The organism is Bradyrhizobium sp. USDA 327 (genome assembly GCF_041262065.1).
Taxonomy (GTDB): Bacteria; Pseudomonadota; Alphaproteobacteria; order Rhizobiales; family Xanthobacteraceae; genus Bradyrhizobium; species Bradyrhizobium liaoningense.
Map to the genome: position 1 here is coordinate 4,273,989 of NZ_JBGCCW010000001.1, position 12,328 is coordinate 4,286,316.

A 12,328-nucleotide genomic window follows, 5' to 3' on the forward strand; every position below is an offset into this window, starting at 1 on the left:
TGTTACTTGAGCGGCATCATCTGGTGCATGACACCGATGAAATAATCGAGAAACGTGCCCATCATCGCGGTCAGCACCACGGCGAGCACCAGGAAGCCTGCGAAGATCGACAGCGGCACGCCGACGAAATAGACCTGCATCTGCGGCATCAACCGCGCAAGCACGCCGAGCCCGATGTTGAAGACGAGGCCGAACACCAGGAACGGTCCCGAGAGCTGCAAGCCCAGGCGGAACGCGGCGGTGAAGGCGCGCGTCGCCAGCGAGGCGACATCGCCGCTCGATACGGTCTCGCCCGGCGAGAAGATCGTATAGCTGTCGTTCAGCGCGGCGATCACCAGATGATGGCTGTCGGTGGCAAACAGCAGCGTCACGCCAAGAATGGTCAGGAAGTTGCCGACCAGCACGCCCTGCTGTCCCTGCGTCGGATCGACCGAGGTGACGAAACCGAGCCCCATCTGTTGCGCGATCACGGATCCCGCAACCTGGAGCGCCGACAGCGTCACGCGCGCGGTCGCGCCCAGCACGATACCGATCGCGATCTCATGCAGCATCAGGACCAGCAGCGGCGCGAGCGAGCCCATGTCGACCTGGTAGGCGTTTCGATGCAGCGGCAGGATGATCAGCGTGAGCATCAGCGCGATCGACAGCTTTATCCGCGTCGGGATGTTGGTCTCGCCCAGCCCTGGCAGCAGCATCACCATCGCGCCGACCCGGGCGAAGGCGAGCATGAAGGAAGCGGCGAGCGCCGGCAACAGCGAGACGTCGATGCGCATAATTCACGCATCTTGCCTCAGCCGCCGATGATTCGCGACGATATACGCATCATGTGGGCGTGGAGCGAGTCGGCCATGAACGGCAGCGCCAGTAGCATCGTGGCGAAGATGGCCAGGATCTTCGGCACATAGATCAGCGTCTGCTCCTGGATCTGCGTCAGCGCCTGGAACAGCGACACGATGACGCCGACCACGAGGCCGACCACCATCAGCGGCGAGGACACGATCACGATGGTCCAGATCGCATCGCGTGCGACGTCGAGGGTTTCAGGTCCGGTCATTTGGCAATTCCGCTGTTCGTTGACGGCTCGAAGGAGGCGAATCGCGAGCAGCGAACGGCGAATGGGAAACGCCCCCACTCGCTACTCACCATTCGCCACTCCCCAATTCAGATCGGCATCTTCATGATGTCTTCATACGCCGCGATCACGCGATCGCGGACCGAGACCAGCGTGGATACCGCGACGTCGGTGTCTGCGACCGCCGTCACCACGTCCATCACGTTGGCCTTGCCGGCGGCCATCGCCACGGTCTGCGCATCGGATTTGCGACCGGACTCCATGACGCTGCCGACGGCGTCCTTCAGCAGCGAAGCAAAGGATTGCCCGGTCGGCTCGCTGCCCTTGCCGGCGCCGCCGTTCTCGAGCACGCGGGCAAGGTTGGCATAGGCGTTCGCGGCGATTGTCGGTGATGCCATGACTCAGATGTCCTGTTCAGCTCTTGAGGATGTCGAGCGTGCGCTGGATCATCCGGCGCGTCGCACTGATGATGTTGAGGTTGGCCTCGTAGGACCGCTGCGCGTCGCGCATGTCGGTTATCTCGACCACCGAGTTCACGTTGGGATATTTGACGTTGCCGCTCGCATCCGCGGCCGGATTGTTCGGCTCGTATTTGACGCGGAAGTCGGACTGGTCGGGCTTGATCCTGCCGAGAGTGACGACCTGCGCGTCCAGCGTGCGGTCGAGCGCGGAGGAGAAGGTCGGAACCTTGCGCCGATAGGGATCGCCGCCGGCGGTCTGCGCCGTCGAGTCGGCATTGGCGATGTTTTCCGAGATCACCCTCATGCGCCCGGCCTGCGCGCGCAGGCCGGAGGTGGCGATCGCCATCGAGCGGGCAAAGTCGCTGCTGTCATTCGCCATGATGCGCCTCTAGCTCTCCTGGTTGCGGGATCACGCCTAGGCCTTGCCGATCGCGGTCTTGAGCAGGCGCAGGCTCTTCGAATAGAGCGAGGTCGCCGCCGCGTAGTCCATCTGGTTGCTGGCGGCCTTCATCATCTCCTCCTCGAGATTGACGGCGTTGCCCGCAGGGCGGGTCTCGAAGCCGGCGTTCTTGTCCTGGTCGAATGCGGAGGTGGCGCCCGATGGCGTCATGTGCGAGGCGCTGGTACGGGTCAGGGCCAGCGGCCCCATGGACCCCGTGACGGCGCCGGTCCTGTCGAGCTTCGGCTCGACCAGGTCGCGCGGCCGGAATTTGGGCGTGTCGGAATTGGAGACGTTCTCGGACAGAACGCGCTGGCGCTCCTGGTGCCACTGCATCTTGGTGCGAAGCGCCGACAGCACCGGGAGGTCGTTGATGGACATCGTCGCGGCTCCTTCCGCCACCCTTGCGGACCCGAGGTCCGAAGCTAGGCAGAATTTGCCGCCTGTATGGTTAACAGCTGGTTAAGGACGCTCTCGATGCATTTCCCCGAGCGAGACACGATTTTGCGCGCCCGTGATTCTACGCCTCGAAAAGTGGCATTAACCCAACCGTTTGGCGGGGCGTGCACAGGCCAAGAAGTCGTTTTGGATCGGGCGATTCATGGGTTATTAAGAGTTGGGGACGGCAAAACTTGCCGTGGAACGTTAAGAAATCGCAGCTTGGGGCATCGTACGCCGGTGGTTGGCAAATCTGACCATGGCTACGAGAAGAGCGCCATTTGTCGGGGACAAGTATGCAAGGCAGCCCTATCACCTTCATCGTCGCGTTCATCGTCGTTCTGGCGTTGATCGGCGTCGCTGCATGGCTGGTTCGCCGATTCGGCAGCAGTCGGCTGGGCGCCAACACCCAGCGCGGCAGGATGCCCAGGCTCGCCGTGATCGACGCCGCCGCGGTCGACGGCCGGCGCCGTCTGGTGCTGGTACGGCGCGACAATGTCGAGCATCTCCTGATGATCGGCGGCCCCACCGACATCGTCGTCGAGCCCAATATCGTTCGCGCCGCGCCCAGCCGCGACCAGCTCCCGCAGCGTCCCAACGCCGCCGAGCCGCCGCGCCTTGCCCCCATGCCCGACGTCGGCAGCTGGGCCGACGAGGCGCCGCGGCCGGAACTGCTCGATCATCCCGAGCCGCAAATGCCCGAGCCCCCACCGCGCCCCGCCCGCCCATCCTTCGCCGATGAGGTGCGCCGGCCTGCTCCTGCGCTGGCCGAACGTCGCAGCGAACCGCCCTTGGGAGGCTTTACACCCGAGCCGATCGCGCCGCGTCCCGAGCGCGAACCACGGCCCGAGCCCCTGCCGCCGCGCATCGCCCGCGGCGAACCGCCGCTGATGCCGCGTCCGCCGCGCCAGAGTGAGCCGGTGAAGATGCCGCCACTGCGCCCCGAGCGCGCCGCAGCACCGCCGCCGCCTCCGCCCGTGCCGCAGGCTGCGCCCGTTCCGCCGCCGGCACCGGCCCCTGTGCCCTCGAGCGCCGAGCAGAATCTCGCCGAAATGGCGCAGCGGCTGGAGGCTGCCCTGCGCCGCCCGGCCGGGGAAACGATCGCACCTCCGGTTGCGCCGGAGCCGCCGGCCGCGCCCCCGCGTGCCGCACGCAGCGAGCCGCCGGCGCCACCTGCCCCGGCAGCGAAGCCGGCCGCGGAAAAGACCAGCTTTGAAAATCTCGAAGACGAGATGGCCTCTCTGCTCGGCCGTCCGAAGCCGTCTTCGTGAGGTTGCCGGCCCTCCCGCGTAGAGTTCTTTTCCTTTCTGTCCTGATCGGCGCGGCCTCGCTCGCGATGCCGGCGCATGCCCAGGACATCAGCATCAATCTCGGCGGCGGCGCTGGCGGCGGCGGCGTCACCGAGCGCGCGATCCAGCTGATCGCGCTGCTCACGGTGCTGTCGATCGCGCCGTCGATCCTGATCATGATGACCTCGTTCACGCGCATCGTGGTGGTGCTGTCGCTGCTGCGCACCGCGTTGGGCACCGCGACCGCCCCGCCGAACTCGGTGATCATTGCGCTCGCGATGTTCCTCACCTTCTTCGTGATGGGCCCGGTCCTGCAAAAGTCCTACGACGAAGGCATCCGCCCGCTTGTCGCCAACCAGATCGGCGTCGAGGATGCGCTCCAGCGCGCCTCCGTCCCCTTGCGCGGCTTCATGCAGAAGAACGTGCGCGAGAAAGACCTCAAGCTGTTCCTGGATCTGTCGGGCGAGCCCCCGCCGGCCACCCCCGACGAACTCGCCTTACGCATCCTCGTTCCCGCCTTCATGATCTCCGAGCTGAAGCGCGCCTTCGAGATCGGCTTCCTGTTGTTCCTCCCCTTCCTGATCATCGACCTCGTCGTCGCCTCGGTGCTGATGTCGATGGGCATGATGATGCTGCCGCCGGCGACGATCTCGCTGCCGTTCAAGCTGATCTTCTTCGTGCTGGTCGACGGCTGGTCGCTGGTCGCAGGAAGTCTGGTGCAGAGCTACGGGGGGTGAGGCGGGCCTCTACCGCGTCATCTTGATCTGCCGCACGACCGGGATCGTGGACAGCGAGCCGGTGTGGTCGGACTCGTCCTTGGCCTGTGGCGCGCCGGGCGCGCGCGCCGTGGCGTCGGGGAAGCGCTGCTTCATCTCGCGCAGGAAGCCGTCGAGCGTATCGACGCTGGCAGCCAGCTTGGCGATCTCGGCGAATTCGGCGCTCGAGGCTGCGGCCGGCTTGCTGGCGATGTCGAAGGCGACACGGTCGGCGCTCTCGCTCATCAGCGGCGCATATTTCTCGCGGAAGCGCGACAGGCCGATCGAGTCATCCGCGAGCGCATAGCCGACGGCGGCGCGGATGATGTCGCTCTTCTCGACCGCATTGAGCGGCTTGAAGTCGCGGAACCGGTCGCCGTAATAGAGTTCGATCTGCTCGGCGGACTCGCGCCAGCGCCGCGCCGCCCAGAAGATGTCGGAGCGAAGGCGGAGCACTTCGCGCCCGGAGACGTTGGAGACGATGTCGAGCGCGAGATCGTGGCGGCCGACGTCGCTCTGCGCGCGCGCTTCCAGGAGCAGGCGCTGCTGCCGGAGCTCGCCGGAGAGATCGCTGATGCGGCTCGCGCGCAGCGCGGTGATCGCCATGTCGGGCTTGCGGTTGGCGAGATAGATCATGGACAGGCGCGCGGCGACCTGGGCGCGTGCCGCGCCTTCAAGGCGATGATCGACCTGGTATTGCAGGAGCTCGGCGGCCTGGTCGAGCAGATCGATCGAGGCGAGGCGGTCGGCGAGCCGGCGGATCAGCTCATCGCCGCGGCGGCCGATCGGCGTCAGCTCGCGGAACTCGTAGAACATTCCGAGCGCCTCGACCGGCGGCAGCTCGTCGCCCTTCGGCCCGAGGAATAGCTGCGTGAACAGCTCGGAGGCGAGATCCTGAGCCTGACGCGAAGCTTCGGCGTTCGGCTGAAGCCTCGTCGCGGTGCGCGCGGCGGTGAGCGCATCCCGGTAACGCCCGTTCTCGGCATACAGCTGCGACAGCATCTGGAGCGTCTTGACCTCCGTCGTGTCGCCGCGCCAGGTCATCGACAACGTCTCGAGTTCGCGCAGCGCCTCTTCCTTGCTGATCTCGTCGCGCTTCTGACGCAGCGCGACGTCGAGCTGCTTGGCCTCGGCCGCGGCCTGCCGGTCGCTCGAGGCGACCGCGAACTTGTAGTCGTCCAGCGCATCCTTGTCGTGGCCGAGCGCCTCGGCAAGCCGGCCGCGCAGCACGGCGAATCCGGGCGCAGCCTCAGGCGGGACACCGACCACCTCGAGCTCGCTGCGGCGCTTGGAGGCGCCGGCATAGTCCTTCACCTCGAGCGAGGCGCGCATCGCGTCCATCGTCACGATGCGCTGGATGTCGAGTGGCAGAGAGGCGATGGCGAATTCGACGTTCTTGAACTTCTCGCGCGCGTCCGCCCATTTGCCCTGGCGCGCATAGGCGAGCGCCTTCCAGAGCTGGGAATCGTGGCTGTTGCCGATCACGGGATTGGCGAGGTCCTTCAGGCCCTGCGCCGGCCGGCCGATCAGGATGCTCGCGATCGCATGCATGATCAGCGCACCACTCTCCTCCTTGTTGAGGGGATCGGTCAGCATCACGTCGGTGACGGCCTTGGCTTCGTGATACATGGCGCGCGACATGTAGAACTGCGCGAGGTCGAGCCGCGGCAGCGAACGCAACGCCGGTTCGACCGCCGAGATCGCCATCATCAGCTCGCTCTGGCGCGCCATGAAGTTTTCCGACTGGCCCTTGCGCCAGCCTTCCGGGCTGAAGATCGGGCGCACCGCGGTCGGCGCCCGCTCGGCCGAGATGTCCACCGGCGAGAGCGTCAATCCCCCCTTCTTGCCGACAATCACCTTGTCGGAGCCGACCTCGACGCCGACCTCGTCGGAGTTGGGCCGGATCGCGATGCCGTGCGCGGATTCCAGGAGCGAGAGATCGACGAGGTCCTGCCGCTTGATGAAGCCGCGCACCGGCCGCTGCGCGGTGACGACGTAGAGCGTATCGCCGGCATCGGGGTCGGTGAGCTTGTGCAGGAGGCCCGGATTGGCGAAGGGAATCGCGATGTTGGCGAGCGCCGGATCGGTGATGTTGCGCGACATCATCAGCGGCAGCGGCGTCGCCTGGATCTTGTCGGCGAGCGTCAACAGCCAGTTGGTCTCCTTGCCGACCTCCTCGCTCGTCAGCGAGTAGACCAGCGGACGGGTGAGACGGATGCGCACCGCCTGCCCCTTGTCGAGCGGGATGCGGCCGACCTCGCCGATCATCGCGCCGCCCTTGGTGCGGATCGCCTCGACATCGATCGGCTTCGGCGTATCGAACACCAGCCATACCGTGTCGCCGCGGCGGAACGCCGCCGCCGGCGTTGCGACCTGAAGCGGGAACGTCACGCGCAGGCCGTCGCTGTCGCGGCGCGCATCGACGCCGGCGACGGCCGGCGGCGCGTCCGGGGCCGCGAGCGCAGCCTTGACAACTTCCTTGACCGGCTCCTTCGCGGCCTCTTTCGGCGCATCGGCCGGCGCCGGCTTGGCAACCGCCGCCGCAGCTTCGGGAGCGGGCGCCGGCTTCGCAGCGTCCCTGGGCACTTCCGGAGCAGGCGCAGCTTCGACCGCGGGAGCGGCTGCCGGTTTCGGCGCCTCAGTGGACGGCAGCGCGGCGGACGCTTCCGGCTTCACCGCGGGCTTGATGTCGATTTTGGCTTCGCGTGCGATCGTCTCCGAGGTCGGCGGCGCGATCTCGCTGCGGGGGTCCTTCGGCTTCTCGGCCGCCGGCTTTTCCGGCGCAGGTGCGTGACCGGCGGGCTTCATCTGCGCGATCGCCGCCTCGGGCGTCGCGGCCGCCTTGCCCTTGTCGGGCTGAAAGGCGACGTCGACGACGTAGTTCTTCTCGTCGCGGAACGAATGCACGTCTGAATCGCCGATCAGCGCGATCTCGACATTGGTCTGATCGATGTCGGCCTTCTGCTTGATCGAGGCGACGTTCGGCGGCGCCGCGACGACGGCGTCCGCCAGGTCGAAATTGAGGTTGGCGTTGAAGACGAGCGTGAGCTTCTGCTCGTTGAGCACGGAGGAGACGCCGACGCCGTCGGGCATCTCGAACACGAAGCGCACGAAGGTCGGCTGCACCGAGGCGCGCACGCGGATCTGCGGACGCTTCCTGGCCTCGGCCGCGGCGCGCTGGGCGCGCAGCGCGCGCTCGGCCACGCGGGCGCGCTCGGCGAGCTCCTTGACCACGTCCATGGGCAGGCTCGGCGGCGGTCCCTTCCAGCCTTCGGGCAGCAGGTCGACGAAGGTGCGCTCGCCGGCGTTCATGGTGTTGACGGTGACGCGCCGCGCCAGCGACAGGCGGATCGCGCTCCCATCCGGGTCGCGGCGGGCGGAGTTCACGTAGTCGGGCGCGCCTTCCGGAATTCGGTCGACGGGAACGTCGACGGGCCGGTCGAAGCGGATCACGAGGATGGAGCCTGCGGTCGTCACCTCGGAGGGAACGTCCTCGCCGAGCTTGATGACAAGACGGGCAAAGCCGCCGCCGGCGGAAAAACTCGCCTCGCCCCGGATCGGATCGGCCGCCCGGGCCGGCGCCGTGAGGCCAATCAGGACACAGGCCGCCAGCACGCGCGCCTTTCGGACATGACGCGACAACCCCCGCGCCACTGCGCGGGCTCGCGACACAAATCCAGCGGCAGCCTCTCGCGCCATTGGCGGCATTTCTTCCGGTTCGGCGGGCGTGCCGGCACTGGCGCCGGCCCGTGCCGTCGAATCTAAGGTTTTCCCAATTAAGGACTTCTTAAGTATGAGCCCTCAATTCGGCTTTTGCGTCGGCTTGCCCTCGATCTTGGGAAGATCGCCGGCCGAGGCCGACTGATCGCCGCCGCCATTGGCGCGGCGAGCCATCTCGACCGTCAGCCGCTCTGCAGCCTCCGGCGACATCAATCCCATGATGTCCGACATTTTGCGAGGCGCGATGGCCGAGGCGATCTCGATCAGCACGCCCATCTCAAGCCGATCGAACACCCGCGCGGCGTCCTTGGGCTTCATCCCCTCGTACATGGTCACGAGGCCCTTCATGCGCTGGGCTTCGGCGGCCTTCTGCTCGGCCTGCGTCGCGGAGATGCGGGTTTCCACCGCCTTCATCTCCTCGACCTTGTTCTCGATGCGCTTCTCGGCCGATTTCAGCAGGCTTTCGCGAATGTCGATCTCGCGCTGGCGGGCCTCGATCTCCTGCCGCCGCGCCTGCAACCGTTCCAGGATCGCACGTTCCGAGGCCGAGACCTGCGGCTGGCCTTCCTCCACCTTGACCACGGTGCCCTCGGGCTTGGTCTCGGGCGCGGCGGGCTTCGGCGCTTCCTTCGGCGCACCATGGGTCGATCCGGTGATGTCGGGGTCCGCGCGACCGGTCGGGAAGTTCAGGTTCTCCTCGGCCCAGGACTTCTGGTTCGGCTTGTAGTCGAAGACATAGCCGCCATTGATCGCAAGGCCCGCCACCTTCAGCGTGGCGAGGCCTGCGACGGCGACCAGGACGACCGGAATGACGCGGATGTTACGAAAGGACTTCATACCCAGGCTTTATGCGGCAAGGCCGTTGGATCGCCGGCGCTCGGAGAAGGCTTCGGCCGCAGCCGCCACCGCCTTCGCCGTCGACGGCTTGGCCGCAGGCGCGGCAGCTGTTTCGGGGTTCGTCACGGGACGCGCGGCGATCGCGATCTTGGACAGGCGCCGCACCACGTTGTCGGCCTCGCCGAGCTGCTTGTAGAGCTGGTCCGACATCTGCGTCGCGGCGGCGAGCTGGCTGCCCAGGTTCTCGTTGACGTCGCGCACGGCCAGCTTCAGCCCGCCGATCGCGCGCTCGGCGATCTCCGTCGCCGTGATCAGCTCGCCGATGACCGCCTTCAGCGAATGCTCGTCCGCCTTCAGCCGCGTCAGCCGCTTGTTGAGCATGACGCAGTAGACGATCGTCAGCATCAGCAGGATAGCCACCAGCGTCTCGATCGCCATTCCCAGGGAGTGGTTCATGGGGCCTCCATCATCTTGTTCTGCTCGTCCACCTTCTCGAACATCGCCAGTGTCGTACTTGGCTTGCGCAAGGGTTTCGTCACGCGGATCGCGACGCGGTCGCCGACCCGGCCCATCCGCCCCTCGGTCAGCGTGACGTCGCCGCAGCGCACGGTGACGTTGGCGTCGGCGCGCATGTCCAGCGGCAGCGTGTCGCCGACCTTGAGCCGCATCAGCTGCTTGAGCGGAATGTCGGCTTCATAGAGCACCGCATCGACGGCGATCTCGGCCTGCACGATCTCGGTGGCGAAATGGCCTTCCCAGACCGGGTCGCGGCCGAACTTTTCGCCCATGAACATCTGGAGCAGGACGCCCCGGATCGGCTCGATGGTCGCGTAAGGCAGCAGCAGCTCGATATTGCCGCCGCGGTCTTCCATGTCGATGCGCAGGCGGACCAGGATCGCGGCGTTGGCGGGACGGCTGATCGCGGCGAAACGCGGATTGGTCTCGAGCCGGTCGATCGTGAAGGTCACCGGCGACAGCGGCCGGAACGCCTGCTCGGCATCGGCCAGCACCACCTCGACCAGCCGCTTGACCAGCTCGGTCTCGATCGTGGTGTAGGGCCGTCCCTCGATGCGGAGCTGGCTGGTGCCGCGGCGGCCACCGAGCAGCACGTCGATCATCGAATAGATCAGGTTGGAATCGACCGTCGCCATGCCGAAGTTCTCCCACTCCTCCGCCTTGAAGACAGTGAGGACGGCGGGCAGCGGGATCGAATTCATGTAGTCGCCGAAACGCACCGAGGTGATGCGGTCGAGCGAGACTTCGACATTGTCCGAGGTGAAGTTGCGCAAAGACGTCGTCATCAGCCGCACCAGGCGGTCGAAGACGATTTCGAGCATCGGCAGACGCTCGTAGGAGACCATCGCCGAATCGATGATCGCGCGAATGCCGGAATGATCGTCGAGCGTGACGTCGCCGACGGTGAAGCCGAGGAGATTGTCGATCTCCTCCTGCGACAACACCCGCTCGCCGGAGTTCTTGCCGGTGCCGAGATCGCGACTGCCGTCCTCGACCATGGCCGCCCATTGCAGGGCCATGGTTTCCGACAGCTCGTTCTCGGCGGCAGCCTTCGCGGCCTCGGCGGGATCCTCGGAATCGAGCGAGGCCTCCCACTGGGCGGCAATTGCATCCTGGTCGACCTGGTCGTTGCCCGCCATGATCCCTAGTCCGCCATGCTCACTGGACCACGACTTCCTTGAACAGCACCGCGCTGACCTGGATCGGGGCGACCGCCGCGTTGACGCGCTTGGTCAGCTCCTCCTTGAGGCGGAAAATGCCGGCGGAGCCGTTGAGGTCGGAGGGGCGCAGTTCGCGCACATAGGTCTGGAAGATGTCGGTGACGCGCGGCATCGTCGGCTTGATCGCCTCGATCTGCTTCTCTTCCTTCAGCTCCAGCACGATCTTCAGGCGCAGATATTGCACGCGCTCGCCGGGCGAGCCGGCGAGGTTGACCATCAGGTCGGGCACGTCGACGAAGGCCGGCGGCTTCGGCGGCGGCGCGGCCTCGGCATGGTGCTCGCCCTCGCCGTGACGGAAGAAGAAGAACCAGGTCGCCGCACCGCCGCCGAGGACGGCGAGCAGGCCGACGGCCATGATGATGAGCTTGAGCTTGTTCTTCGGCGGAGCGGCTTCCGCGCCGTCGGCGGCTGCGCCGCCCTCCTCATTCTCTGCCATGGTTGCCGCGCTCGTTCATTTCTCAAAGGGGTCGAAAGAGCGAAGCCTCCTGGCAGACAGTGACGCGATACAAATGCCCCAGCGCAATGCGCTCCTCTGATGCGCAAACGCTACGGTAATAATGGTTAACGGAACCTTTCGATTGGGCCTCCGCTAGGAAAAATCTGCCGGGCAAACATGGCTAACAGAACCTTTCTGCCGCCCTTCCGCGCCCATCAAAAATCAACAACCATTTGAAATTACGAAATTTTTCGAGTTGGCACGGCTTTCGCTGAGAGAGGATCGAGACCTCACGGTTTGGGAGAACCCGAGGTCTCGTTCACGGGATCCGCCAAGGCGCTTGGGAGAGCGAAATGGCAGATCTCACTCAGGGGAGATTTCCGATGCAGAACGCGCTTCTGATCGGCTTGTCACGGCAGATGACGTTGGAACGGCAGATGGACGTCATCGCCAACAACGTCGCCAATGCCAACACCAACGGCTTCAAGGCCGACCATTCGATGTTCGAGGAGTATCTCAACTCGAACGCACGTCATGACAATTTCATCGGTCGCGACCGCCGGATCTCCTATGTGCAGGATCGCGGCACCTTCCGCGACGTCGGCCAGGGGCCGATGGAGGCGACCAACAATCCGCTCGACATCGCGATCAACGGCAACGCCTATTTCGCGGTGCAGGCCAATGGCGGCGAGCTCTATACCCGCGACGGCAAGTTCTCGCTCAACAGCACCGGCCAGCTCGTCACCGCGAGCGGCAATCTCGTGCTCGGCAATGCCGGCCCGATTACCTTCCAGCCGACCGACCACGACATCAATGTCGCGCCCGACGGCACCGTCACGGTGCTCGAGGGCACGGCGCGAACCGACTCGATCCGCGGCAAGATCCGCATGGTGTCGTTCGACGATCCGGCCAAGCTGACCAAGCTCGGCGGCAATCTCTATGGCGCCGGCTCGGCCAACCAGCAGGCCGACACCAAGTCCACCTTGCAGCAGGGTTACATCGAGAAGTCGAACGTGAATGCGGTCGGCGAGATGACCCGCATGGTCGAGGTGATGCGCAGCTACACCGCGATCGCCAGCCTGCTCCAGCAGCAGAGCGACCTCCACAAATCGGCGATCGACAAGCTCGCCGACGTTCCGGCCTGA

Annotated in this window: 13 protein-coding genes; 3 read left to right on the forward strand and 10 right to left on the reverse strand. The window is 66.0% G+C overall.

The window, feature by feature from the left end; translation table 11 throughout:
* Positions 1-2: 2 nt before the first annotated feature.
* The 5 genes from fliR to flgB all read right to left on the reverse strand — a co-directional run bounded on the left by fliR (position 3) and on the right by flgB (position 2,353).
* Positions 3-773: a flagellar biosynthetic protein FliR gene (fliR, locus tag ABIA42_RS20115; RefSeq protein WP_194393047.1), complete on the reverse strand. Its 771-nt coding sequence runs from the start codon at positions 771-773 to the stop codon at positions 3-5.
* A 17-nt stretch (positions 774-790) separates the two neighbouring features.
* A complete protein-coding gene (fliQ, locus tag ABIA42_RS20120; protein WP_028180904.1) occupies positions 791-1,054 on the reverse strand; it encodes a flagellar biosynthesis protein FliQ in 264 nt (87 codons plus the stop codon).
* Between the two features lie 107 nt (positions 1,055-1,161).
* The gene (fliE, locus tag ABIA42_RS20125; RefSeq protein WP_028180905.1) at positions 1,162-1,470 is read right to left on the reverse strand and encodes a flagellar hook-basal body complex protein FliE; all 309 of its coding nucleotides are present in this window, start codon (positions 1,468-1,470) and stop codon (positions 1,162-1,164) included.
* Between the two features lie 16 nt (positions 1,471-1,486).
* Positions 1,487-1,912 (reverse strand): flagellar basal body rod protein FlgC, encoded by a 426-nt coding sequence (flgC, locus tag ABIA42_RS20130; RefSeq protein WP_028180906.1) that lies wholly within the window; start codon positions 1,910-1,912, stop codon positions 1,487-1,489.
* Between the two features lie 36 nt (positions 1,913-1,948).
* Positions 1,949-2,353 carry a flagellar basal body rod protein FlgB gene (gene flgB / locus ABIA42_RS20135; protein ID WP_271533118.1) on the reverse strand — a complete coding sequence of 135 codons (405 nt, stop codon included), beginning with the start codon at positions 2,351-2,353 and terminating at the stop codon, positions 1,949-1,951.
* A gap of 353 nt (positions 2,354-2,706) precedes the next feature.
* On the opposite strand from flgB, the gene ABIA42_RS20140 reads away from it, so the two are divergent.
* Complete coding sequence (locus ABIA42_RS20140) at positions 2,707-3,681, forward strand: flagellar biosynthetic protein FliO (RefSeq protein WP_370121998.1); 975 nt, start codon at positions 2,707-2,709, stop codon at positions 3,679-3,681.
* On the forward strand, positions 3,678-4,436 hold the full coding sequence (gene fliP, locus ABIA42_RS20145) for a flagellar type III secretion system pore protein FliP (RefSeq protein WP_239625093.1): 759 nt from the start codon (positions 3,678-3,680) through the stop codon (positions 4,434-4,436). Before ABIA42_RS20140 ends, fliP begins: the two co-directional genes overlap by 4 nt.
* Positions 4,437-4,445: 9 nt before the next feature.
* Here the strand turns inward: fliP and ABIA42_RS20150 are convergent, their stop codons facing one another.
* The 5 genes from ABIA42_RS20150 to fliL all read right to left on the reverse strand — a co-directional run bounded on the left by ABIA42_RS20150 (position 4,446) and on the right by fliL (position 11,183).
* The gene (locus ABIA42_RS20150; protein ID WP_370121994.1) at positions 4,446-8,153 is read right to left on the reverse strand and encodes a tetratricopeptide repeat protein; all 3,708 of its coding nucleotides are present in this window, start codon (positions 8,151-8,153) and stop codon (positions 4,446-4,448) included.
* 102 nt (positions 8,154-8,255) lie between these two features.
* Complete coding sequence (locus ABIA42_RS20155; protein WP_370121991.1) at positions 8,256-9,011, reverse strand: MotE family protein; 756 nt, start codon at positions 9,009-9,011, stop codon at positions 8,256-8,258.
* Positions 9,012-9,020: 9 nt separating this feature from the next.
* Positions 9,021-9,467 carry a DUF6468 domain-containing protein gene (locus ABIA42_RS20160; RefSeq protein ID WP_035675328.1) on the reverse strand — a complete coding sequence of 149 codons (447 nt, stop codon included), beginning with the start codon at positions 9,465-9,467 and terminating at the stop codon, positions 9,021-9,023.
* A complete protein-coding gene (gene fliM, locus ABIA42_RS20165) occupies positions 9,464-10,666 on the reverse strand; it encodes a flagellar motor switch protein FliM (RefSeq protein ID WP_061883026.1) in 1,203 nt (400 codons plus the stop codon). The genes ABIA42_RS20160 and fliM overlap by 4 nt, the downstream gene beginning before the upstream one ends.
* Positions 10,667-10,685: 19 nt before the next feature.
* Positions 10,686-11,183 carry a flagellar basal body-associated protein FliL gene (gene fliL, locus ABIA42_RS20170; protein ID WP_131874774.1) on the reverse strand — a complete coding sequence of 166 codons (498 nt, stop codon included), beginning with the start codon at positions 11,181-11,183 and terminating at the stop codon, positions 10,686-10,688.
* A gap of 383 nt (positions 11,184-11,566) precedes the next feature.
* Here fliL and flgF point away from each other — a divergent pair, with 383 nt between their 5' ends.
* Entirely contained in the window at positions 11,567-12,328 is a 762-nt protein-coding gene (gene flgF / locus ABIA42_RS20175; protein ID WP_370121986.1) for a flagellar basal-body rod protein FlgF, read from the forward strand.

Coding starts and splice junctions, on each gene's coding strand:
- ABIA42_RS20150 (WP_370121994.1), bottom strand. CDS start 8,153: ATGGCGCGAGAGGCTGCCGCTGGATTTGTGTCGCGAGCCCGCGCAGTG.
- fliR (WP_194393047.1), bottom strand. CDS start 773: ATGCGCATCGACGTCTCGCTGTTGCCGGCGCTCGCCGCTTCCTTCATG.
- fliQ (WP_028180904.1), bottom strand. CDS start 1,054: ATGACCGGACCTGAAACCCTCGACGTCGCACGCGATGCGATCTGGACC.
- flgC (WP_028180906.1), bottom strand. CDS start 1,912: ATGGCGAATGACAGCAGCGACTTTGCCCGCTCGATGGCGATCGCCACC.
- ABIA42_RS20155 (WP_370121991.1), bottom strand. CDS start 9,011: ATGAAGTCCTTTCGTAACATCCGCGTCATTCCGGTCGTCCTGGTCGCC.
- flgF (WP_370121986.1), top strand. CDS start 11,567: ATGCAGAACGCGCTTCTGATCGGCTTGTCACGGCAGATGACGTTGGAA.
- fliM (WP_061883026.1), bottom strand. CDS start 10,666: ATGGCGGGCAACGACCAGGTCGACCAGGATGCAATTGCCGCCCAGTGG.
- fliL (WP_131874774.1), bottom strand. CDS start 11,183: ATGGCAGAGAATGAGGAGGGCGGCGCAGCCGCCGACGGCGCGGAAGCC.
- flgB (WP_271533118.1), bottom strand. CDS start 2,353: ATGTCCATCAACGACCTCCCGGTGCTGTCGGCGCTTCGCACCAAGATG.
- ABIA42_RS20140 (WP_370121998.1), top strand. CDS start 2,707: ATGCAAGGCAGCCCTATCACCTTCATCGTCGCGTTCATCGTCGTTCTG.
- ABIA42_RS20160 (WP_035675328.1), bottom strand. CDS start 9,467: ATGAACCACTCCCTGGGAATGGCGATCGAGACGCTGGTGGCTATCCTG.
- fliE (WP_028180905.1), bottom strand. CDS start 1,470: ATGGCATCACCGACAATCGCCGCGAACGCCTATGCCAACCTTGCCCGC.